Source organism: Candidatus Zixiibacteriota bacterium (assembly GCA_040753875.1).
In the GTDB taxonomy this organism is placed as follows: domain Bacteria; phylum Zixibacteria; class MSB-5A5; order GN15; family FEB-12; genus DATKJY01.
Map to the genome: position 1 here is coordinate 43,704 of JBFMDV010000034.1, position 22,169 is coordinate 65,872.

15 protein-coding genes are annotated in these 22,169 nt (G+C 56.2%); 6 read left to right on the plus strand and 9 right to left on the minus strand.

All coding sequences use genetic code 11. From position 1 onward, the window contains the following. Positions 1-32 precede the first annotated feature (32 nt). Positions 33-3,773, plus strand: coding sequence for a thrombospondin type 3 repeat-containing protein (locus AB1644_12625; GenBank protein ID MEW6051890.1), 3,741 nt, complete (start codon positions 33-35; stop codon positions 3,771-3,773). Positions 3,774-4,030: 257 nt separating this feature from the next. Next, on the plus strand, positions 4,031-6,442 hold the full coding sequence (locus tag AB1644_12630; protein ID MEW6051891.1) for a protein kinase: 2,412 nt from the start codon (positions 4,031-4,033) through the stop codon (positions 6,440-6,442). Between the two features lie 38 nt (positions 6,443-6,480). Here the strand turns inward: AB1644_12630 and AB1644_12635 are convergent, their stop codons facing one another. Further along, positions 6,481-7,062, minus strand: a complete 582-nt coding sequence (locus tag AB1644_12635; protein ID MEW6051892.1) for a hypothetical protein — start codon at positions 7,060-7,062, stop codon at positions 6,481-6,483. A 254-nt stretch (positions 7,063-7,316) separates the two neighbouring features. Further along, positions 7,317-8,033 carry a hypothetical protein gene (locus tag AB1644_12640; GenBank protein MEW6051893.1) on the minus strand — a complete coding sequence of 239 codons (717 nt, stop codon included), beginning with the start codon at positions 8,031-8,033 and terminating at the stop codon, positions 7,317-7,319. Between the two features lie 209 nt (positions 8,034-8,242). Between AB1644_12640 and ileS the strand changes: the two genes are divergently transcribed. From ileS to lspA, 3 genes are read left to right on the plus strand one after another with little or no spacing between them, the layout of a single operon-like run. Beyond that, positions 8,243-11,431, plus strand: a complete 3,189-nt coding sequence (gene ileS, locus AB1644_12645) for an isoleucine--tRNA ligase (protein MEW6051894.1) — start codon at positions 8,243-8,245, stop codon at positions 11,429-11,431. A 15-nt stretch (positions 11,432-11,446) separates the two neighbouring features. Next, positions 11,447-11,815, plus strand: a complete 369-nt coding sequence (locus AB1644_12650) for a TraR/DksA C4-type zinc finger protein (GenBank protein MEW6051895.1) — start codon at positions 11,447-11,449, stop codon at positions 11,813-11,815. Further along, complete coding sequence (gene lspA, locus AB1644_12655; GenBank protein ID MEW6051896.1) at positions 11,805-12,353, plus strand: signal peptidase II; 549 nt, start codon at positions 11,805-11,807, stop codon at positions 12,351-12,353. The genes AB1644_12650 and lspA overlap by 11 nt, the downstream gene beginning before the upstream one ends. Before the next feature lie 327 nt (positions 12,354-12,680). On the opposite strand, the gene katG is transcribed toward lspA, so the two are convergent. The 3 genes from katG to recA all read right to left on the minus strand — a co-directional run bounded on the left by katG (position 12,681) and on the right by recA (position 17,123). Beyond that, a complete protein-coding gene (gene katG, locus AB1644_12660; protein ID MEW6051897.1) occupies positions 12,681-14,882 on the minus strand; it encodes a catalase/peroxidase HPI in 2,202 nt (733 codons plus the stop codon). A 138-nt stretch (positions 14,883-15,020) separates the two neighbouring features. Next, positions 15,021-15,419 carry a transcriptional repressor gene (locus AB1644_12665; GenBank protein ID MEW6051898.1) on the minus strand — a complete coding sequence of 133 codons (399 nt, stop codon included), beginning with the start codon at positions 15,417-15,419 and terminating at the stop codon, positions 15,021-15,023. Positions 15,420-16,079: 660 nt separating this feature from the next. Further along, complete coding sequence (recA, locus tag AB1644_12670; protein MEW6051899.1) at positions 16,080-17,123, minus strand: recombinase RecA; 1,044 nt, start codon at positions 17,121-17,123, stop codon at positions 16,080-16,082. A 485-nt stretch (positions 17,124-17,608) separates the two neighbouring features. Here recA and AB1644_12675 point away from each other — a divergent pair, with 485 nt between their 5' ends. Further along, complete coding sequence (locus tag AB1644_12675) at positions 17,609-18,289, plus strand: choice-of-anchor N protein (GenBank protein ID MEW6051900.1); 681 nt, start codon at positions 17,609-17,611, stop codon at positions 18,287-18,289. A gap of 89 nt (positions 18,290-18,378) precedes the next feature. Here AB1644_12675 and thpR read toward each other — a convergent pair whose 3' ends face one another. From thpR to pgsA, 4 genes are read right to left on the minus strand one after another with little or no spacing between them, the layout of a single operon-like run. Beyond that, positions 18,379-18,945: an RNA 2',3'-cyclic phosphodiesterase gene (gene thpR, locus AB1644_12680; protein ID MEW6051901.1), complete on the minus strand. Its 567-nt coding sequence runs from the start codon at positions 18,943-18,945 to the stop codon at positions 18,379-18,381. Further along, entirely contained in the window at positions 18,942-20,183 is a 1,242-nt protein-coding gene (locus AB1644_12685) for a competence/damage-inducible protein A (GenBank protein MEW6051902.1), read from the minus strand. The genes thpR and AB1644_12685 overlap by 4 nt, the downstream gene beginning before the upstream one ends. 26 nt (positions 20,184-20,209) lie before the next feature. Continuing rightward, a complete protein-coding gene (locus AB1644_12690) occupies positions 20,210-20,665 on the minus strand; it encodes a phosphatidylglycerophosphatase A (GenBank protein ID MEW6051903.1) in 456 nt (151 codons plus the stop codon). 8 nt (positions 20,666-20,673) lie between these two features. Continuing rightward, positions 20,674-21,261 carry a CDP-diacylglycerol--glycerol-3-phosphate 3-phosphatidyltransferase gene (pgsA, locus tag AB1644_12695; GenBank protein MEW6051904.1) on the minus strand — a complete coding sequence of 196 codons (588 nt, stop codon included), beginning with the start codon at positions 21,259-21,261 and terminating at the stop codon, positions 20,674-20,676. Positions 21,262-22,169 lie beyond the last annotated feature (908 nt).

Below are 22,169 nucleotides of genomic sequence, written 5' to 3' on the forward strand. Positions count from 1 at the left end.
GTATATCGGGGCAATCGGAGAAGGAGTGACGCATGAGACGAGCTGTGTGGACGCTGGTCGTTGTTGGCTGCCTTGCGGGAGCGTTCTGGCTCTGGCAAAGTAGCGACATGGGGGATGGTCAGGGCGCATTCAGTACGGGCGAGAATTCCCGCCAGGCCGAGACCGGCTACTACCACATGAAAGGGCACGGCAAGATGCCGCGGCGTTTGGAGGCGAGACCGAACGAGTGGTTCTTGTTCCAGCGCGCCTATCCGTTTGATACGGTACCGAATGACAAGTACCGTGCGGCGGTGACTTACACCGAGGATCTACTCGCCAGCGCCTCGTTCAAGCGGACCCCATTCGCAGCCTCGGTCTGGTCGGAGGCCGGACCAAGCAACATCCCGGGCCGGATCACAGATATTGAAGCCCTTGTCTCCGATCCCGCGAAAGTTTACGCTGCGAGCGCTGCGGGTGGCGTCTTCTATTCCACCAACTACGGACAGAACTGGACGCCGGTCTTTGATAACGCCGGCAGCTTCTCGATAGGCGACATCGCCATCAATCCAAGTAACTCTGACACGATTTTCATTGGCACCGGCGAGGCTAACCCCGCTTTCGACACCTACGAAGGAAACGGCCTCTGGCGTTCGACCAACGGCGGCACTGTCTGGACCCAGGTCGGACTACCGAGCAGCTATCGCATTGGTCGGATCATTATCGATCCCACCGATACGCGCCGCATCTGGGTGGCGGCCGGCGGCAAGGTGTTCGGTGGCGGGAATCCGGAGCGCGGCATCTATCGCTCTACTGATGGCGGCAACAACTGGTCGCAGGTGTTGTACGTATCGGACACAACCGGCGGCATAGATCTGGCCTACAACGCGACCGGCAACGTGCTGTTTGCCGCCATGTGGGAGAGAGTGCGTATTGTCAACCTTCCTCGCCGGCTCGGTGGCATCACCAGTGGGCTCTATCGCTCGCTCGACAAGGGGGACACCTGGACCCTGCTTGGTGCCGGCAACGGGCTGCCGGGTCCATCGGCGGATATGGGCCGGATCGGGGTCACACTCGACCCCGGAAGCAACACCGTGTACGCAGCCTATGCGGATCGTTTCGGTGTCTTTACCGGCCTCTATAAGAGCACGAATCTGGGAGTATCGTGGACAGAGGTAAACGATGCTGCGCTGTTCAGCGCGCCTCTCTATGCCTCCTGGCAGGGAGGTTGGTATTTCGGTCAGGTCCGAACGGCTCCCAATAATCCAAACGATGTCTACGCTCTCGGGCTGGATATATGGAAGAGCTCTGATGGCGGTGGTTCATGGAACTGGTACTCCTCCGGTGTCCATGTCGACCAGCACGCTCTGTGGATCAACCCTAACAACTCTAATGAAATGTACGCGGGCTGTGATGGCGGCGTCAACTACTCCAGCAACGGTGGCGCTTCGTGGACTGTCCGCGACATGCACAATACGCAGTTTTACGCCATCACGATAGACCGCAACAATCCACAGCGTCTGTATGGCGGCGCGCAGGATAACGGCACCATGCGCACCCTCACCGGCGCTCTGAATGACTACCAGCCGATCTGGGGAGGGGATGGCTTCTACGTTCTGGTCGACCCAGCCGATCCGAATATCATATATGCCGAATCACAGAACGGCAATCTGGTAAAGTCTATCGATGGTGCCGCCACGTTTTCGGGCGCTACCTCGGGAATCGATTTCAGCGTGGAGCGTCATGCCTGGAATACCCCGGTTGTCATGGACCCGAGCAACCGTAACATTCTGTATTACGGCACCAACTATTTGTACAAAACCACCAACGGTGCCAATTTATGGACGAAGATCAGTCCGGACCTGACGAACGGCCCCCACCCATACTCCGCGTTTGGTTGCGTGACCACCATCGCAGTGGCCAACACCGACGGTAATGTCGTGTATGTGGGAACCGATGACGGCAATGTCTGGGTAACGCAGAACGGCGGCACTGGGTGGACGGCGATATCGGGCACGCTGCCCGACCGCTGGGTGACCCGCGTGGCAGTCGACCCAACCAGCGCCGGAACCGCCTATGTCACGCTGTCGGGTTACTTCGAAGGCTCCTCCACTCCACACATCTACCGGACCACGAATTTCGGAACATCCTGGACCGGTATCAGCGGCAATCTACCGAACGTGCCGGTCAACGATGTTATTGTCGACCCAGCCAACACCAGCCAGTTGTTTGTTGGCACCGATGTTGGCGTATATATCACGACCAACCTTGGCACCACCTGGTCGCCGCTCGGTACCGGCCTGCCGATCCTGCCGATTCACGACATCGCCTTTGACCAGCGCTCCCGCAAGCTGGTGGCCGGGACGCATGGGCGCTCCATGTATTCGACCACGGTGGACTGTCCGGGGATTACGGATTCCGACCTTGACGGCAAACCGGATCTCTGTGACAACTGTCCCTCGGTCTCGAATCCCGATCAGGCAGACCTTGACTACGATAACATAGGTGATGCCTGCGACAACTGTGTCGACCCGGATAAAGACGGCTTCGGCAATCCCGGCTATCCGGGGACCACGTGCGGCATCGACAACTGCCCCACGGTCTACAATCCCGGCCAGGAAGATTCGGATATGAACGGCATCGGTGACGCCTGCGAGGTGAGCCAGAGTTTTGTCGAGGATACGATCGCCACCACCTGTCTGCAACTGGCGGTCAACGACGGCGGGCGGTTTGGTATCTCCCGCGCCGGCGCTTCCATGGACTATCTATTCCAGGGAGACTGCGAGGCGGTGTACATGTACGACGGTTCCCCGGTGATCGCCTGGACCTCAGGCGGCAACTACTTCGCGAAATACTACATGTTCAGTCAGAATCTGTTTGTCAAACCGCTCAGCGGCGACCCCACCATTCCATCGGTCGATTCCGGCGCTTTTGAGTTCTATCGGACCGGTACATTTATGTCCGATGATCAGACTATTGGTCTGCAGAAGACTTGGTGGGCGCCTCGTCAGGCCGACACGTGTACGTTTGTCATCCAGTGTCTCAAGCTCTATTCGTATGATGGCGGCACGCACAGCGGTCTGTCGGTGGGCGAAGTGATCGACTGGGATGTTCCGGCGTCATCGAGCTCGCAGAATACCGGGGGTTCCGACGCCGGTCGGAAGCTTATCTATCTCCGCGGTACCGGCACCGGCTGCCAAGCCAACACCAATCGCTGGGCCGGCCAGGCGCTGCTTGGCACACGCATTAACGGCGGTTGTATAGACACCAGTGCCACACCATACAGTGCATACACCGCCAGCAACGTAACCTATGTCTATCCGACCAACGGATTCGTGGCTTCGGAGATATACGGTCTCATGCAGAATGCAGGTTACCACCCCAGTCTGTCCTCGGTGGACCAGCACGCCAACCTGGTCACGTTCGGTTCGTTGACAATCGGTCCGAATGACACGGTTGAGATATACACGGTCATCACGACCGTCCGCAACAGTGCCAGTAACGGTCAGCTTCTGACGCAGGTTGACCAGGCCCGCAAGTGGTTTGCAGTCCATGTGCCGCAATGTACCGGCGGCGGATGCTGCACTGGGACAACCGGCAATCTCGACGGGGATCCAAGTGACCTGATCGACATATCCGACCTATCAGCCATGGTGGATTATCTCTTCTTTGGCGGTTCAATCTCCAGTTGTTTTGAGGAGAATGATATCGATGGGTCACTAAGCGTGGATATCGCCGACCTGTCATTGCTGGTGGATTATTTGTTCTTCGGTGGGACTCTGCCGAACTGCCCGTGAGGCATATTTGATTTCTTACTATTGAAAGGAAGCTGGGCACCCCAGGTGCCCGGCTTCTTTGTCTGCAACAGGTCGTCGAGGATAATACTTCCGAGCATGGATAGCAAGAGAGACCTTCGCCTCGCCCCCGGTGCACGGCTATCGGCGCTTACCGATCATCGCCCCACGACATCTCTTGCATTGAGGGACCGAATGTGCTACCATATCATCAAGCACTGGGGCTTCCCATAACGTGCGCCGGCCGGAGGGCCCGCCCAATGGACCAGAATCACAATACCGACGATCAAACCGATTCATTCGCCATGTGGTGTGCGGGTGCGACAGTCGCCCACTACAAAATCATCCAGCGCATCGGCGCCGGAGGTATGGGGGAACTGTTTTTGGCCCAGGACACCCGCCTCGACCGACTGGTGGCGCTCAAAACACTCGCCCCGAAACTGGCAGCCGATAACAAAGCACGCAACCGTCTTCTGACCGAGGCGCGCGCGGCCGCCCGGTTGTCACACCCGAACATCTGCGCCATCTACGCTATCGAAGAGACCTCCGATGCCCACTTTATCGCCATGGAATATGTGCAGGGGAAAACGCTCCGTGAAATGGCTGATTGCGCCCCCGTGGAACTGGCCGCGCTTATCGACGTGGCCATGCAATGCTGTCTCGGTTTGAGCGTGGCCCATGCCGGGGGTGTGATCCACCGCGATATCAAACCCTCCAACATCATGATCGACCGTCGCGGCTGTGTCAAACTCATGGATTTTGGACTGGCGACTTCCATTTCTCCGGAGTCAGAGGACACGACGGTACGCGGGACTGTCCCCTACATGTCGCCGGAGCAGGTGACCGGCAAGGCCGTTGACACCCGCAGCGACATTTTCTCCCTGGGGGTGGTGTTGTACGAGCTGACCACCGGACAACGTCCTTTCAGCGGCGATTTTGGCGCGTCGGTCGCCTATGCCATCGTGTATGAGGAGCCTCTACCCTTGGTCGCGCTTCGGCCGGAGATTCCCGGCGTCTGGCGGAGTATCGTCCAACGCGCCATGCAAAAGGATGTCGAGCGACGATATCAAAGCGCCGAAGATATGCTGACCGACCTCAGATCGATACAAACCGTCTCAAGTCGCGTACACACGCCGCCGTGTGAACCGGTCTCGGTCGCGGTCTATCCGTTTCGCAACATGAGCGATGACCCGCATATCGATTATGTCGCCGACGGCCTTTGCGATGACATCATCACGCTTCTCACCAAAATTCGCAGGTTGAATCTCCCTTCGCGCACGGCCGTCTTCCGACTGCGGGAGCGACAGCGCGACGCTGTCCAGACGGCTCGCGAACTGATGGCGACCAATGTCCTGGAAGGGAGCATTCGGCAACACGGCGAAATCATGCGCATTCACGTGCGGATGGTTCGCGCGCAGGACAGCTTCGTTGTCTGGTCGGAGACGTATGACCGCGCCATGACTGACCTGCTGCAACTGCAGGCGGATATCGCGCATCGGGTGGTGGCGGCGCTTGACTTTGAATTGACCGGCGACCAGGAGCGCCTCATCACGCGCAAGACCAGAGTGAATCCGGATGCGTACGACCGGTATCTGCGCGGCAAACATTGCCTGCGTAAGAGAACCTCAACCTCCGTGCTGGAGGCGATTGACCTTCTTGAGAAAGCCACCAAGCTTGACCCTACTTTCGCAGCCGCGCACGCCGAACTGGCGGTGGCGTATGGTCTGTACCATACCTACGGCTTTGGTCAGGGTGCTGAACTGCCTCAACAGGCTTTCGCAGCCGCTACCCGGGCTGTGGAGCTTGATCCGGCGTCGTCGGAAGCACACATGTCGATGGTGTTTGCTCTCCGAAATGTGAGTATCAAAAGAACGGAGGCCGAATTGCGCACGGCCATCGCCCTTGATCCCAACAACTCCGAGGCGCATCACTACCTGGCGCACGCGCTCGTTCTGAGAGGTTACTATCGAGCCGCGGAATCCGCCGAACAAATAGCGATCCGGCTGGACCCATTGAACGAAATTTCACGCGCTCATTTGGCGCGCATTTGTTTTTTCCATGGCGACCTGGCAAAAGCGATGGAACAAGCTGACAATCTGCTCGAGTACGCGACTGGCTCGCACCTGGCCCATTTTACGAAAGGCTGGTTGTACTGGAGCACCCGCAGATGGTCCGATGCGGTTAACTGTTTCGAGCTTGCATTGAGCGCTGGTGCAGATGACCACTATTTGGCAGACTACTTGAGTGACTGTTATCGCCGTCTTAAGTCATACGATAAAGCAATCGCTTGTTTAGAACGTGGACTGCAGAAGAACCCAGCGCAACACCTGCTTGAGGCCCGCCTCGGTCAGGTGTTAGCTGAGTTGGGTGAAAAGGAACGCGCTGCGAGCCACTTCGACCAAGCGCGTCTACTGCTTCAGAGAGAGAGCCAGGCAGGACTACAGCCAGCGTCAGCTCTCTTCCAGTACGACCGAGCGTGGCTCTACGCCCTTCAGAACAATGCAGAAGAGTCAATTCACCAGTTGCACCTTGCTGTCGAAAACGACCTCGGCCATTACGCCGATCTACGGACCCGACCGGACTGGGATTCTCTGCGATTACACGGCCAATTCACCAGACTGGTCGACGATCTGGAATCACGGAAACGGAACGAAGATCGATCTGTGTCCTGATCGTGCGAACCTCCGTGACGGCGTCATCGATCCTGAAGCTATCTCCCTTCGCGAAGTTGTTGCAGCAACTTCCTAAGCGAGTCCAACTGCCTGCTCATCGCGCGGTTCTCAACAGTATACGCCTTCATCATAGTCTTCTGAGAAGCGAACTCCTGTGCATAATGAAGGGTATCGCCGAGCGTATCGATGGCAACCGCGGTCGCCAGGCTGTTTGATGGAATGTAGCCTTCGATTGCCCTCACTATTTGTACCCGTGGCAGGATCGGATCGGACCACGAGGGTTGTACCTCAAGATACCTCATCGGCATCACCGAGTCGCCGGTCACTGTGCCATACAACACGGCGTTGCTGATTGGTCCGAGTGAGACCCAGATAACACCGGCCGCTGACGCCTCTACCAGGCGGGTGTCTTCCCAGAGCGGCTCGCCGCCGGTCGGCTGGTCGAAAATTCTGAAAGTCACGTCGTACTGCCCAGCCCCAACCGGATTGCCGGAGGTGCCGAGCAAGACTCCTTGATAGATGACCAGGCTTCCGGCCGGGACGACAGATGTGCCGGTTGTGATCACGCTGGCAAGCAGAACCAGTCCGAGTCCTAAGATCGTGCAGATGATCAGTCTCATGATAACCCTCCTTTGTTGGGTATATGATATTTTGGTGCGGAGTTTGTATTAGCCCTCTGTACAGTCGCTTCCGGCCACTTAATCGCCGACCCGGCAATGGCGCTTAGGTTAGTTCTGGAAACTCACAGGTGCACGATTGGCCCGAACCGACCGGATGACAATAGTATAGACCCATGAACACCACAAGTCAAGCGGGATTTCACCCTGCGAATCGGAACCAAACGTGACGTGTTCAGATCTGCATACTGTACAAGTCAATGGAGACAGGTGGCGAAACCCGGATCGGCTCTGAAGCCATTCGGGAAGAAACTGGCGTAATCTTGGAGTATTTGTCTTACCTCATCGTACACGTGCCACATGCGGATCTCGGGTGCCAACGGAATAGAGTAGTATACATACAGCCACTCGTTGGTATCGGGAAAGATCACACGCATCCTCCGAGGAGCGGCCGACTGATGTATGACATCGCCAACTCTATCCTGGAGGAATTGCAGGTAAGCTCGTTCCACTAACTCCCCCAGCGAATCGTCAGGATTTCTGTAAGGAAAAACTGCCAGAAGAGTGTCCGCAAACACCCACTGCCACCAGACGTCTACGTCGAATACAATATCATGCGTTACTCGGACTTCTTGTACCGTGTCCGGATAAGTGAAGTCAGTCTCGACAATCAACGAGTAGAGACCTGATGGGAGTTGGATCTCGAACCACGACGAGTCGTCCGTGAGACATGAGTCGCTTTTCCCCGAACTGTCAACAAACGTGAGCAAAGCACGCCTTTCCGTTAGGGAGGCATAGGGGTATCCACCGGGCGGGTTATTTACGGGATCACGAAGCTCACACCTCCATGCAACAACCTGCCCAGTCACGCTATTTAGGACCTCAGGTTTGATCGGTTGGTCGTCATCGGAGCATGACCAGCACAGAAAGCCAAGCACCAGCGCGGCCATCCAAACGAAAAGTTTGTTTCTCATAAGAACCTCCCTGGCTCTGTGAGCCGTGTAAATCTCCAATCCTAATAATATACCAGATTGTCCAGACTCCGTACACAATATCCCTCTCTTGTGAGACGTTTCAGGAGCCAGACTGTGCATCAATAGTAGGGGCAGGCGAGCCCCGTCGGCCCCCCATTTTTCCTTTGGCAAATCAACCTCAAGGCCCTACCTTTGCCGATTGCCGAGGAATGAAAACAATGCGATTCGACCCGTTCAAAGACCAGTTCAGTCTCCCTGCCGCCGAGGAGAAAATCCTCGCCTTCTGGCAGGATCAGGAGGTGTTCCACAAGGCCCACGATGCGTCTTTGGATAGGCCGGAATTCGTCTTTTACGAGGGTCCCCCGACGGCCAACGGCCGCCCCGGCATTCACCATGTTATCTCGCGTGCTGTCAAGGACTTAGTGTGTCGTTACAAAGCCATGAAGGGGTTCCGGGTGGACCGGAAAGCGGGCTGGGATACCCACGGCCTTCCGGTCGAAATCGAAGTCGAAAAAGCGCTCAAGCTGGACTCCAAGGCCAAAGTGCTTGAATACGGTATAGCCGCGTTCAACCAGAAATGCCAGGAGTCAGTTTTCAAATACCTCAAGGACTGGGACGAGATTACGCGCCGGATCGGCTACTGGCTGGACCTCGACGATGCCTATGTCACACTCAAAAACGAATACATCGAGTCGGTCTGGTGGATTCTGAAAAACTTCTTCGACCGGGACCTGCTGTACCAGGGATACAAGACTGTCCCGTTCTGTCCGCGCTGCGGCACCGGCTTGTCCAGCCATGAGGTCGCCCAGGGGTACGATCTGGTCAAAGACCCATCGCTGTTCGTCAAGGTGAAAGCGGCCGACGGCGATTTCAGCTATCTCGTCTGGACCACCACGCCCTGGACCCTTCCCTCCAATGCTGCCCTCTGCATGAAACCGGATGCCGACTATGTGTTGGTCGAGCACGAAGGCGAAAAACTCGTCCTGGCCGAGGCTCTCGTGCATCGCGTTCTCGGTGAAGACAAGACCGCGCTCAAGCGTTTCAAAGGGTCCGATTTTCTCAAGCGCCGCTATATCCCGCTGTTCGACATATTCAAAGACAAATCGGATAAAGCATTCTATGTCATCAACGGAGACTTCGTCACACTCGAGGACGGTACCGGTATCGTGCACATCGCTCCCGGTTACGGCGCCGATGACTACGAAATAGGCAAGGCGTACGGTCTACCGGTTCTTCAGGCTGTCGAGGCGAACGGCTACTTTGTCAAGCACGCAAAGCCATACAACGGCATGTATATCAAAGATGCCGACAAGGTCATCACCAAAGACCTGAAAACGGCTGGGCGCCTGTTCAAGATTGAGCAGTACGAGCACAACTATCCGTTCTGCTGGCGCTGCGATTCGCCGCTGATCTACATCGCTCGACAGTCGTGGTATATCAAGACCACGCAGTTCAAAGAGCAGTTGATCGCCAATAACAACGCAATTAACTGGGTCCCCGATGAGATTCGCACCGGCCGGATGCTGAACTGGCTGGAGAACAACGTCGACTGGGCCCTCTCTCGTGAGCGGTTTTGGGGCACGCCGCTGCCGATTTGGGTATGCGACAAGCAGGGCTGTTCCAAGCTGCGCGCGGTCAGCTCCGTGGAACAATTGCGAAAAGAAGGCATCAGTGTTCCCACCGACCTGGATTTGCACAAACCGATGATCGACACAATCAAGCTCAAATGCGAGTGCGGCTCGACTATGACGCGCGTACCGGAGCTTATCGATGTCTGGTTCGATTCCGGCGCTATGCCGTACGCCCAGTGGCATTATCCGTTCGAGAACAAAGAGCTGTTTGAACGAAAATACCCGGCCGATTTCATCTCCGAGGCGGTCGACCAGACCCGCGGATGGTTCTATTCGCTGCTGGCGATTTCCACCATGCTGTTCGACAAGCCGCCGTTCAAGAATGTGGTGGTGCTCGAATTCATACTCGACAAAGAGGGGAAGAAGATGTCCAAGCACAAAGGGAATGTGGTGGACCCCTTTGTAACTGTCGCCAAATACGGCGCCGACCCGGTGCGGTGGTATCTTCTCTCGACCTCAAACCCCTGGATGCCGACACGCTTCGACGAAGATGGCTTGGCCGAGGTGGTCCGCAAATATTTCGACACCCTTCGCAACACGTACACGTTCTTTGCCATCTACGCCAATATCGATGATGTCGTAAGCAAGGCGAATGCGGCAGATACGACGATTGAGCAATATCTCGAACGGAAAGCCGGCCCGCCGGAGCGGTTCGATCTCTGGGTCATGTCGCGCTATCACTCGCTGGTGAAAGATGTCACCGACTGTTTCGACCGTTATGAAATCACCCGGCCGGTCCGCGCCATGCAGAACTTCGTCATCGACGATCTCTCCAACTGGTATGTGCGGCTCAACCGCCGTCGCTACTGGGCCAAAGCAGATGATCCTTCCAAGATGCGCGCCTATCTGACCCTCTACCGTATCCTCGAGGGGGTCTGCCGCCTGAGCGCGCCGGTGTCGCCGTTTATCTCGGAGCTGCTCTGGAAAGAACTGACTGGCGAAACACGCCAGCGCCACAACCTGCCGCTTTCGGTTCACATGATGCCATTCCCCGAAGTCGATTCGGCCCTGGTGAACGCCGAACTTGAGGACTCCATGGAGTTGGTGCGGACAGTCGTGTCGCTGGGGCGGGCGGCCCGGTCGCGCAAGAACCTCAAAGTGCGCCAGCCACTGGCGCGCCTTCTGGTCAATATCGCCGGAGCAAATCAGTTTGAAAAATTGACCGAAGATATCGATATTATCCGGGACGAGTTGAATATAAAGGAAGTGATTGCTGCGGTCGATTTAGACCAGTACATCACCTACGCCGCCAAGCTCAATTTCAAGAGTGCCGGTCCCAAGCTGGGCGGCCATGTCAAAGCGGCGCAGGCGCATGTTGGCAAAATGGACTCTGTTGCGGTCAAGCAGTTCAGCCAGAGCGGCGAACTGTCGTTCGATGACAACGGCACCAAAGTCACCCTGATCGCCGATCTGGTCGAGGTGCAGAGAATCGAGCGGGATGGCTTCGCGGTCGAATCCGATGGTCCGGTGACGGTCGCCCTGTCGGTCAAGTTGACCCCGGAGTTGATCGACGAAGGGTTCGCTCGTGAAATGGTGAACAAAATCCAGAACATGCGCAAAAGTTCCGGGTTTGAAGTCACCGATCATATTATGGTAAGGATCGGCTGCGCCGGGAGATTGAAAGCGGCGACCAGCAAACACGAAGAGTTCATCCGCCGGGAAACTCTGGCCCGACGAATCGAGTTTATAGAGGCAGGTGCCGTTGATGGCGCTACGGAGTGGAATATCAACGGGGAAAAGGCCGCTATCGCGGTGGCCAAACTGTAGCATGCGGAGCACACGATGAAAAAGGCCGATTTGAAAAAGTACGAGACACTCCTTCTGGCCAAGAAGAAGGAGCTGCTCGATGAAATGGGTGTCATCGGCACCACCATGAAAGAGTCCTCCGGCGACCTGTCGTCTTACTCATATCACATGGCCGACCAGGGGACCGACACCATGGAGCGCGAAATGCAGTTTATGTTCGCTTCCAAATCCGGGCGGCTGGTGTACCATATTGATGAAGCACTGCGCCGTATCCAGGATGGTTCCTATGGCACCTGCCAGACCTGTAGCAAGCCGATAAGCCAGGCCCGTCTGGAAGCCGTGCCACACGCGCGCTTGTGCATCGACTGCAAGTCCAAGGAAGAGGAGAAGAAATCTGGCCGCTGACTCGCGCAATCTCCGCTGGCCGGCCGTCATTGTCTTTCTCGTCGTTCTTCTGGACCAGCTCACAAAACTCTGGGCGGTCTCCGCACTCACCGGCCAACCCTCGCAGCCCTTCCTCGGGCGCTTTTTCATGTTTACGCTCATCTACAACGAGGGGGGCGCCATGGGAACCAGCTTCGGGTCCTCGACTTTCTATCTCATCGTCTCGCTCGTGGTCACGCCGATTCTCACCTACTTCATATACACGCATCGCGAACAGCCGATTCTCGCCTTGCCAATGTCCTTTATCGTTGGGGGTGCGATCGGCAACATCATTGACCGAATCCGGTTCGGCCAAGTTGTCGATTTCATCGATATCGACATTCCGGATATCAACCTCCTCTGGATACAGATCGATCGATGGTGGACATTCAACATCGCTGATGCCTCGATAAGCTGTTCGCTCGCGTTTCTGATAGTCTATCTGACTTTCTTCAAACACAAACATTCCGCGCCGCTATCCACCGACACACCGCAGTCCCGACCCGTCGACACGCACTGACGCCCACGCACCGCGCTACTATTGTCATTCCCGCGAAACTTGTCCCGGACTTGATCCGGGAGCGGAAATCGAGTTCTTTGTAGGTCAAAACCCCCACGTTGCAAATCTGTCGGACGGGGTTTTAACAATTGATGCCTTCTACGTCAAGACCCCTCGCAACCTTGAGCCTCAAGAGGGGTCTTGACCTACACATACTTAGAGAACAATATGTTCAGAAGCTATCGTTGTTCGTACGGGAACTGGTTCAGGCAGACATCGTTCACCGTTGACTGAGCGCCGGGAGGTCGATGTCATCGACCCCCCGGTTGTCAGTGCTTTTCGCTAGGATCAAGCGAGGTCGAAGCGATCGAGATTCATGACCTTGGCCCACGCAGCCACGAAGTCCCGTACGAACGCCTGTTGCGAGTCATCACACGCGTAAACCTCTGCAATGGCTCGGAGCTGAGAGTTCGATCCAAAGATGAGATCGACACGGGTGCCCGTCCACTTCAGTTTGGCCGTCGAGCGATCGTATCCCTCGAACACTTCTTCGGCCTTCGATGTCGGCTTCCATATCGTGCTCATGTCGAGCAGGTTCACGAAGAAGTCAGTGGTGAGCGTCTCTGACCGCTTGGTGAAGACGCCGTGTGGTGATTGTCCGACGTTGGCATTCAGGACGCGCAGGCCGCCGACGAGCACCGTCATCTCAGGAGCCGTCAACGTCAATAGCTGAGCGCGATCGACCAGCAAATCCTCCACCGCCCGATGCTGTCCACTAGCCACATAGTTACGGAACCCGTCTGCAGTCGGCTCGAGCACGGCAAAGGAGTCGATATCGGTTTGCTCCTGCGTCGCGTCCGTGCGTCCCGGTGAGAAAGGAACCTTCACGTCATACCCGGCATTCTTCGCGGCCGTCTCGACGGCTGCGCACCCGCCGAGGACGATGAGGTCGGCCAGAGAGATCTGCTTACCGTCCTTACGCGAACTGTTGAAGCCCCGCTGGATTGCCTCCAGCGTCTTCAGTACTTTCGCGAACTGGTCCGGCTGGTTCACAGCCCAGCCACGTTGCGGTTCGAGACGAATGCGTGCGCCGTTCGCACCTCCCCGTTTGTCGCTGCCCCGGAAAGTCGATGCCGACGCCCAGGCAGTGAAGACCAACTGGGAAATGGATAGTCCCGAATCGAGGATTTTGCGTGTCAGTTCGGCGATCTCAGCATCGCCAATCACCTCGTGGGTTACGGTAGGCACCGGATCCTGCCAGAACAACACCTCTGCAGGCACCTCCGGTCCCAAGTAACGAGAGATCGGCCCCATATCACGGTGGGTCAGCTTGAACCATGCACGGGCGAAGGCGTCTGCAAACTCCTTCGGATGTTTGTGGAAGTGACGCGAGATCGGTCCATAGATGGGATCCATTCGCATCGCCATGTCCGCCGTCGTCATGATGGTCGTAACCCGTTTCGACGGATTGTGAGCGGCCGGTGCAAGGTCCTTCTCGGCCGGATTAACCGGGACCCACTGCCAGGCACCGGCGGGACTCTTCACCAGATCCCAGTCGTAGCCGAACAGCATGTCAAAATAACCCATGTCCCATTGGGTCGGTTTCGACGTCCAGGCGCCTTCGATGCCGCTGGAGATCGTCTCGTCCCCTTTGCCGCTGCCGAAAGAGTTCTTCCAGCCGAGGCCCTGCTCTTCGATACTCGCCCCCTCGGGCTCCCGACCGACAAACTTGTCTGCGGGAGCCGCACCATGGCACTTGCCAAACGTGTGTCCGCCGGCAACCAGCGCGACGGTCTCCTCGTCGTTCATCGCCATACGCGAAAAGGTCTCTCGAATATCGCGGCCCGCAGCAACCGCGCTCGGTTGACCGTTCGGCCCCTCCGGATTCACGTAAATCAGGCCCATCTGGACGGCGCCGTAGGGCCCTGTGAGCTCCCGGTCGCCTTGGTAGCGCTGGTCACCGAGCCACTCGGTCTCGGTCCCCCAGTTAATGTCCTCTTCCGGTTCCCAAACGTCCGCGCGCCCGCCGCCGAAACCGAACGTCTTGAGCCCCATCGATTCCAGAGCGACGTTGCCTGCGAGGATCATGAGGTCGGCCCATGAGATCTTGCGGCCGTACTTCTGTTTGATCGGCCACAACAGCCGCCGCGCCTTGTCAAGGTTCGCGTTATCCGGCCAGCTATTGAGCGGCGCGAAGCGTTGGGCTCCGGAGGATGCGCCACCCCGGCCGTCGCTGATGCGGTACGTGCCGGCGCTGTGCCACGCCATGCGGATAAACAGCGGCCCGTAATGGCCGTAGTCGGCCGGCCACCAATCCTGTGACGTCGTCATCAGCTTTTCAAGGTCTTTTTTCACCGCCTTCAGGTTGAGACTCTTGAACTCTTCGGCGTAGTTAAACGCCTCGCCCATCGGATTGGAGAGGGGGGAATTCTGGTGCAGGATATTCAGATTCAACTGGTTCGGCCACCAATCCCGGTTGGTCATCATCTGCGCGTGTCGTCCCCCCGTCACAGGGCACTTTACCCCACTATCCTTGTTTTGGTCACTCATAACTTCTCCTTACACTATATAATTGGTCGTTAATCTCTTCGTCAACATCGGTGTGGCATCCACCATCGACCTTGACAACAGAAATAGTCAGAAATAGTCTATGTTTAGACAGTGTATCGCCACAAGGCAAAAAAAGAGTCATTGCCTCCTCCGCCTGCCTCGCATTATCACTTGAAACTCAAGGACCTCGAAATCCTTGAGTTTCTTCTTTTCTTTAACCTCCAACTGATCCCAGGGAATGTCATATATATCGCCAGTATCTTCATCAATGAAGTGATGGTGCTTCTGAACATTGGGATCGAAAACAACGGCACCTTCCTTAAGCGTCTGCATTCCAATGAGGCCTTTCTCGACGAGAAGGTTCAGCGTGTTGTAAACGGTGGCACGAGAAACGGTCGGGCACTTCCGTCGAGCGGAGATGAGGACATCATCCGCAGTCGGGTGGGCTTTGGTGTACAGCACACATTCAACAACGGCAATTCTCTGAGGCGTCGGCTGAATATCATACAGTCGCAAGATCGAGATGGCATCCTTCATGAGTTTAGATTATGTAACAAATTAGACAATGTCAAGGACAAAATTAGCAGAATGTATGTCGTCAGGAAATTTGGACACACATGCTGCGGCAGGTCGGTCGCAACCCGGCTGCATCTACACCGCTTCCGGGACAGCCATGAAGTGTAGACTAAGAACCGTAACACACCAATTCTGGTGTGAGATTTCATCTTAACACCCCAAATACCGAATCCCATACACCTTTTGTCCGAGCACTCATTCCCGCCGTCCGCCAAATTCACTACCGATCTTCCACTATTCGCTTATCCGCACCACTTACCGACATCGAGCCGACACAAAATCTCCCTCGGAGAAGAACAAAAAGACACAAAATGACAAAACGAACCCAAATTCGTCAAGGAGATGGCAAAACTCCAATGGTGGCGGGAATGTCAGTATTGGCACCTGTTAGGTGCGGCACAAATAGGGTATGGGCCGGAGACATCCGTGACAGAACAATCCGGGGACATGGTTTACAGGTTGAAAATCTGTGCCACACCTGAAAGGTGTGAATTGTTCGTTATGCACTGTGCACCATCGGACAAGTCCTCCGAAAGGTCGCACCTGTTAGGTGCGGCACAAAGAGAAAACGGCACACGTCCACGTGTGCCGTTTACAGTTGGCTCGGAAATGAGAACGGGCTCAGTCGGCAGTCTCTGCAGCGGCGCGGCCCCTGGGAGCGGGGGCGGTACCGAGTTGCTCTTTCACGCGCGCCAGGATCTCGTCGGCGACTTTGGTGTTCTCTTCGATAAACCGTCGCGCGTTCTCGCGTCCCTGGCCCAGACGGTCGGAGTTGTAGCTGAACCAGGAGCCAGACTTTTCGATGATGTTGTAGTTCACCGCCATGTCCAGAAGTTCACCCGACCGGCTGATCCCCTTGCCGTAGATGATATCGAACTCCGCCTCGCGGAACGGCGGCGCAACTTTGTTTTTCACCACGCGAACGCGCGTGCGGGAGCCAACCACTTCTTCGCCTTCCTTGATCGAGGCGATGCGGCGGATATCCAACCGGGTGGTGGCATAGAATTTCAGAGCGTTGCCACCGGTGGTAGTCTCGGGATTGCCAAACATTACCCCGATCTTCATACGAATCTGGTTGATGAAGATTATTGCGGTGTGCGATTTGGCGGTGATGGCGGTCAGTTTACGGAGCGCCTGCGACATGAGACGCGCCTGGAGCCCCATGTGGCTGTCCCCCATTTCTCCCTCGATCTCCGACTTCGGTGTCAGCGCGGCCACCGAGTCGATCACGACAATGTCAACTGCGCTGGAACGAACGAGCGTTTCGGTGATTTCGAGCGCCTGTTCGCCGTTGTCCGGCTGGGAGATCAACAAGTTGGTGAGATCGACCCCAAGCGCTTTGGCGTAGTTGGCATCGAGTGCATGCTCGGCATCGATGAACGCCGCCACGCCGCCCGCTTTCTGCGCCTCGGCGATGACGTGGAGTGTCAGCGTGGTTTTTCCAGATGCCTCCGGTCCGAATATCTCGGTCACCCGTCCGCGCGGAATGCCCCCCACACCGAGCGCGTGGTCCAGCCCGAGCGAACCGCTGGGAATTACTTCGATTTCCATGACCGTACCGTCGCCGAGCCGCATGATCGAGCCCTTGCCGAACGACCGTTCGATCTGCGTCAGCGCCGCATCGAGCGCCTTCTTCCTGTCAGGCAGGGTGCTGGTGGTAGCCATCTCCGCCTTCCCTTTCTTTATCTCTATCTTCTTGCTTTCCATGATCGCAATCTATCCTCACAACCATCCAAATATATCACATTTCCGTCGGGCTTAACATAGTTTCCCCCACTGACAGGGTCTGTCAGTCAAAAGCGATGGATTGGGGGCAATCGCAAAAAATAGCCCGCAGCCGCCACCGGCCCAGAATCTGGCGGTGATAAGGCTTGGGCGGAATCTGGCGTGCGGTTCGCCCAGCCCCCAAGTCACCTGTTTCGACAAAAAGGCGGACGTTTCGCCAAACTGTGCAAGGGGTTACAACTTTGGAACTCCGACCATTAACCTCCACGATTCGCAGCGTTTTTGGTACTGGTAACACATTGACCGACAATACGATATATCGTATGCTCCTAACGGAAACCGGTAGCACAAATGGCATGGCAATTGCTCCGCAAGCGGTGACTTGGTAACTACTCGAAACAGGGTTAGCTTTTAATAGAGGTCCCATGAAGAAGACTCTGCTCCTCACATTCATTGTCGCGGTTTTAATGGTGCCATCGGCGTTTGCCGTGCCGCGCCTTCAACTTTATATCCCCGGAGCTACGTACGATAATGCCAGTGATACGTGGGTTACTCCGGACCAGGATTTTGAGCTCTGGGTGGTGGCGGCCAAGCTGAACCGCGGCGAGCTCTTTAACGTCAATCTGGTGGCTTCGCTGGCGTCCGGCCAGGCGGCGGTTGATGGCGGCCTGCAGATCACTAATGCCGCCAATGTCACCACGACCTTTGATGCCGCAGATTTCCTCTATGGCACGCCGCCGTCCACTGGGGACGATGCCGGTGTCATGCCTCCGCACGGAATTTTCCCAACCAACTACACTGAGATGCTGGTGACCAGCCAGACTAGTTCGCCGTACGTTGGCGTGTATGATTATGTCGATCCGGATGACCCGGACACGGGATTTGACAATTTCGGCAACATCTATCGGTTCAACATCCACACCTCTTACAGCTACTTGCACTTCGACGCTTACGGGTTTTACCGTGATGTCGATGGGCGCTTCATCAAGGCCCCGTTCTCGCACGATGCCGAGTCCGGCAAGACACCGGTTCCCGAACCTGCGACCATGCTCCTAATGGGTCTTGGTCTGGCCGGCGCCGGCGTGGTGAGGAAGTTCAAGAAGTAAACCCCCGCTTTAGTAATACCCTTCCAGGGGCGGTTCCGCAAGGGACCGCCTTATTTTTTGCCTAAAGACCGCTTCGATGAGATGCGTCGTCAGGGTAGAGGTTGCAGTTGGGCCTGATGAAGCGACTGGTAGATCGGCCCTTGCGGCGTCAGGGTGGAACGGAACAATATCACTCGGTCGAAATCGACGGCGACAGGTGTAATGCGATACGACTGCAAATAGTCGGTTAGCGGTGTCAGGTTATGCTGGTCTTTCACGCGACCCAGCGTCAGATGCACCTTGAACATTTTGTTGTCCGGTTCGAATCCAAACTCACGCACTGACTTTTCGATGTCGACGTTCATCTCGGCGAGCAGGTCCGCATTCCGGTGCAGTCCCACCCAGATCACATTTGGTCGTTTGATATTGGGAAACACGCCAAGCCGATCGATGTTGGAGCGGACAATCAAATGGTGTGCGGCGAGATCATCGATCGCCCTCTGGAGTTTCGGCACCAGCGCTTCTTCGGTATCGCCGAGGAACCGCAGCGTGAGATGGATCAGGTGTGCATCCACCCACTTGACCGAGCCCCCTTTGGCGCGAAGGTCCGCGATGAGTTTCGCAAGGTACTCCTCGACCGACTTCGGAAGCGGCAAGGCAATGAACAACCGCATCATGTGATATCGAGAATCTCCCGCCGAAGCATGTCAAGTGCGGCGAACACCGCCCGTGAGCGATTGTACTCCCGGTTAGAACCGAACTGGAATGTCTGAGCATATGATCCATGCGCCGAGGCCAGTCCGATCCAAACCAGTCCGACCGGCTTGTCATCGGTGCCGCCGTCGGGGCCAGCGATACCGGTGATTGAGAGCGCATAATCGGCATGCAGTCGTTTCCGGCATCCGGCCGCCATGGCCATCGCGCACTGTTCGGAGACCGCGCCGTGTTCGATAAGGATTTTCTCGTCGACATCGAGCAACTCGGTCTTCGCTTCGTTGGCGTAGGCCAGAACGCCGCCAAGGAAATAGCGCGACGCGCCTGGTATGGCGGTGATGGTCATGCCGAGTTCACCGGCAGTGCATGATTCCGCGACCGCCAGCGTTCTGTCGTTGTCGAGGAGAAGCTGCCCTACTGCGCTTTCGAGCGTGTCATCGTCACGGCCGTAGATAAACTTGCCGCACACCGAATCCAGATACCGGGTGAGATTCTGGGCCTTCTCTGCGGCCTGGGATTCGTCGTCGGCCTGGGCGATGATGCGGAGGTCCACGCCGCGTGGTGACGGCAGATAGGCCAGCCGCACTCCCGGCTCCAGTTTAAGATTGGGGATGATCATTTCTGCCAGCCGTGATTCGATCAAGCCGAATGTCCGGAGCTTGACAACTTTCAACGGTTTGCCGGTTTTCAGCGCTTTTAGGTATGGCAATACCTCATCGGTGATTATCTGACGCATTTCCGACGGAACGCCCGGCAGCGAGATGAAGATCTTGCCGTCCTCGGCAATGTTTATACCAACAGCAGAACCGTGCTTGTTCGGGAAAATACGAGCCCCTTGCGGGAGCAGCGCCTGATTCTGGTTGATGGCCGGCATCTCCAGCCCCCGCCGCGCATATCGCTTCTTGATATCTTCGAGAATCTCCTCTTGAAACACGAGATTCCGTTTGAACACCTTGACGATCGCGCGCTTGGTGAGGTCGTCGTCGGTGGGGCCGAGACCGCCCGTGGTGATGACGATCTGGCAGCGCTTGAGCGCAAGCCGGAACGCCTCTTCCATTGCTTCGACATTGTCGCCGACCGAGGTCTTGAATTTTACCGCCAACCCGATGTCCATCAGCCGGGAGGCGATAAACGATGCGTTGGTGTCGATCGTGTGGCCGGTGATGATCTCGTCACCGATCGTGATTATTTCAACATCCATATCGATCTCCGCGCCTAAAGTACCGGTCAGAAACGGTCCAGCGCAAAGAGAATTATCTGTGTCAGGATATTGGCCTGGACTCCAGCCACGACATCATCCATGGTCACCCCCCATCCGGCCGGGAGCTTTTCGGATTGGGCTGCAGGCGGAAGTTTGACGACATCGAAAAGCCGGAACGCCACAAAGGCGATCAGGTAAGCTGTGAGCGTGTGTTTCACGAACAAGACGGCTATTGCCATGCCGGCCCATTCATCGATGACGATCTTCTTGGAGTCGTGGCCGTAAACACTTTCGGCTTCGGTGGACAACCAGACTGAGACGAGAAAAAGAATCACGGTGGCAATCACGGCAACAGTTGTGGAGTAACCGAATAAGAACCAGACCAGTACCCAGGCCGGTAGAGTTCCGACCGTTCCAGGCACGGCGGGGGACAGCCCGGTGTACAGGCCGGTGGCGAACAGTTTGACGATAAATGCTTTCAATAAAAATCCTATTTGAGCACGCTTTTTATCATGAAGAAATACTTGATCACGTAGTCAACCCCGGTCCAGATGGTCACAACCGCCGTGATCCACATCAGGGCGTTGAAATAGAACAGGTGGTCGAACTTGCCGAGCGGACCGATGCCGGTGCCGAAGTGATACAGAGTGGCGACCAGGCAGATATAGGTCATTACGACCGCTATCACACTAAGCTGGAGGAAAGTCTTGACCTTGGCCCACCAGGTGGGGGGAATGATGACGCCGCGATAGGCGGCCAGTAACCGAAGGCCGGTAATGGCGAACTCCCGCCCGATGATCAGCATCACCGGCAACGGGGAAACGTAATGGAGTGACACGAACGAGACCAACGCGCTTGAGGCCAGAATCTTGTCAGCGAGCGGGTCCATGAATTTGCCGAAGCCGGTCACGACGCCGTATTTGCGGGCGTAGTAACCATCGGCCAGATCCGTAAGTGCGGCGATAAGGAACACCCCCAGGGCGGCCAGTCGCAGGTAGTAGTCGTCCATGACAAACAGGATCATGAAGACCGGGGCCAGAACTATGCGAAGCAGGGTCAGCTTGTTGGGAGTGTTCATGCCGGGCCAAAGGTACTGAAATGGGGGAAGGGAGTCAAATGGGGGGGCTTTTTTGCGTGGTGTCGGGCGTCTTTGCCGGGCACCCACCTCGATTCGAAGAGGCCGTCAGCCTGAGACGCGTGACGGCAAGGTGTACATCCCCACCGCAGAGCGTTAGGGCACTCGGCAATTCCAATGAAAAAGCCCACCTGCCAAAGGTCGGCTGTGCTTCTCGAGCCACGGGAAACTGAACTCAACGTTACATAGAACTCTTGGACTAGCTCACTTCAATTGAAGCAGTCTCCTGCAATATAGCAGGGATCAGAAGGGTTGAGCCAGCACACGTTGTGCACTAACTGTACACCCCGAAACGGAGTACAATTCGCTGGGTATACCCAGCAACAATTGTCATCCCCCGCACGCACATCTGACGCCAAAGAGAAGACGAATGAGAACGTGAGAGCAGAGACAAAGGCCAACAGTAATACGAGTTTTCTCCTGGTTTTCATGTAAACCTCCTTTGCATGGCTTGGTCAGCTCCCGTGGCACATTTGGAGCTTATTTCCGATTCTCTATGAAATGTCTGATTTGATTCTCATTCAGAGCTCCCACGGTTAGTTCGCTAATCCTAAGTGATTCATCAACAATCATGTTAAAGGGATATGTCGAGAGTCTGATACCTGCTCCGAAATCGCGGTTTCGATCCAACAGAAAGTGGCAGGCCAGGCCGAATCTGACCTGAAGTTTAAGAAGTGCGGCTGGGTCGTGAGGCGTGATGATGAGAAATCGTGCTTGGTTGATATATACTGCTCCCCATTAGTGCGTAGCGTGTCGTAAGCGAGTATCTTGTGGCTGATTTCACAAAGGAGATTGGTCATGAAGCGACGGCAGTGGGATTCAAAGACAAAGGCGAAGATCGTGTTGGAGGG

Bases quoted from the DNA above. Each gene is read 5' to 3' on its own strand.
- AB1644_12640 (MEW6051893.1), bottom strand. From the start codon at position 8,033: ATGAGAAACAAACTTTTCGTTTGGATGGCCGCGCTGGTGCTTGGCTTT.
- AB1644_12625 (MEW6051890.1), top strand. From the start codon at position 33: ATGAGACGAGCTGTGTGGACGCTGGTCGTTGTTGGCTGCCTTGCGGGA.
- katG (MEW6051897.1), bottom strand. From the start codon at position 14,882: ATGAGTGACCAAAACAAGGATAGTGGGGTAAAGTGCCCTGTGACGGGG.
- recA (MEW6051899.1), bottom strand. From the start codon at position 17,123: ATGGCTACCACCAGCACCCTGCCTGACAGGAAGAAGGCGCTCGATGCG.
- AB1644_12650 (MEW6051895.1), top strand. From the start codon at position 11,447: ATGAAAAAGGCCGATTTGAAAAAGTACGAGACACTCCTTCTGGCCAAG.
- ileS (MEW6051894.1), top strand. From the start codon at position 8,243: ATGAAAACAATGCGATTCGACCCGTTCAAAGACCAGTTCAGTCTCCCT.
- AB1644_12675 (MEW6051900.1), top strand. From the start codon at position 17,609: ATGAAGAAGACTCTGCTCCTCACATTCATTGTCGCGGTTTTAATGGTG.
- pgsA (MEW6051904.1), bottom strand. From the start codon at position 21,261: ATGAACACTCCCAACAAGCTGACCCTGCTTCGCATAGTTCTGGCCCCG.
- AB1644_12630 (MEW6051891.1), top strand. From the start codon at position 4,031: ATGGACCAGAATCACAATACCGACGATCAAACCGATTCATTCGCCATG.
- AB1644_12685 (MEW6051902.1), bottom strand. From the start codon at position 20,183: ATGGATGTTGAAATAATCACGATCGGTGACGAGATCATCACCGGCCAC.
- AB1644_12635 (MEW6051892.1), bottom strand. From the start codon at position 7,062: ATGAGACTGATCATCTGCACGATCTTAGGACTCGGACTGGTTCTGCTT.
- thpR (MEW6051901.1), bottom strand. From the start codon at position 18,945: ATGATGCGGTTGTTCATTGCCTTGCCGCTTCCGAAGTCGGTCGAGGAG.
- AB1644_12665 (MEW6051898.1), bottom strand. From the start codon at position 15,419: ATGAAGGATGCCATCTCGATCTTGCGACTGTATGATATTCAGCCGACG.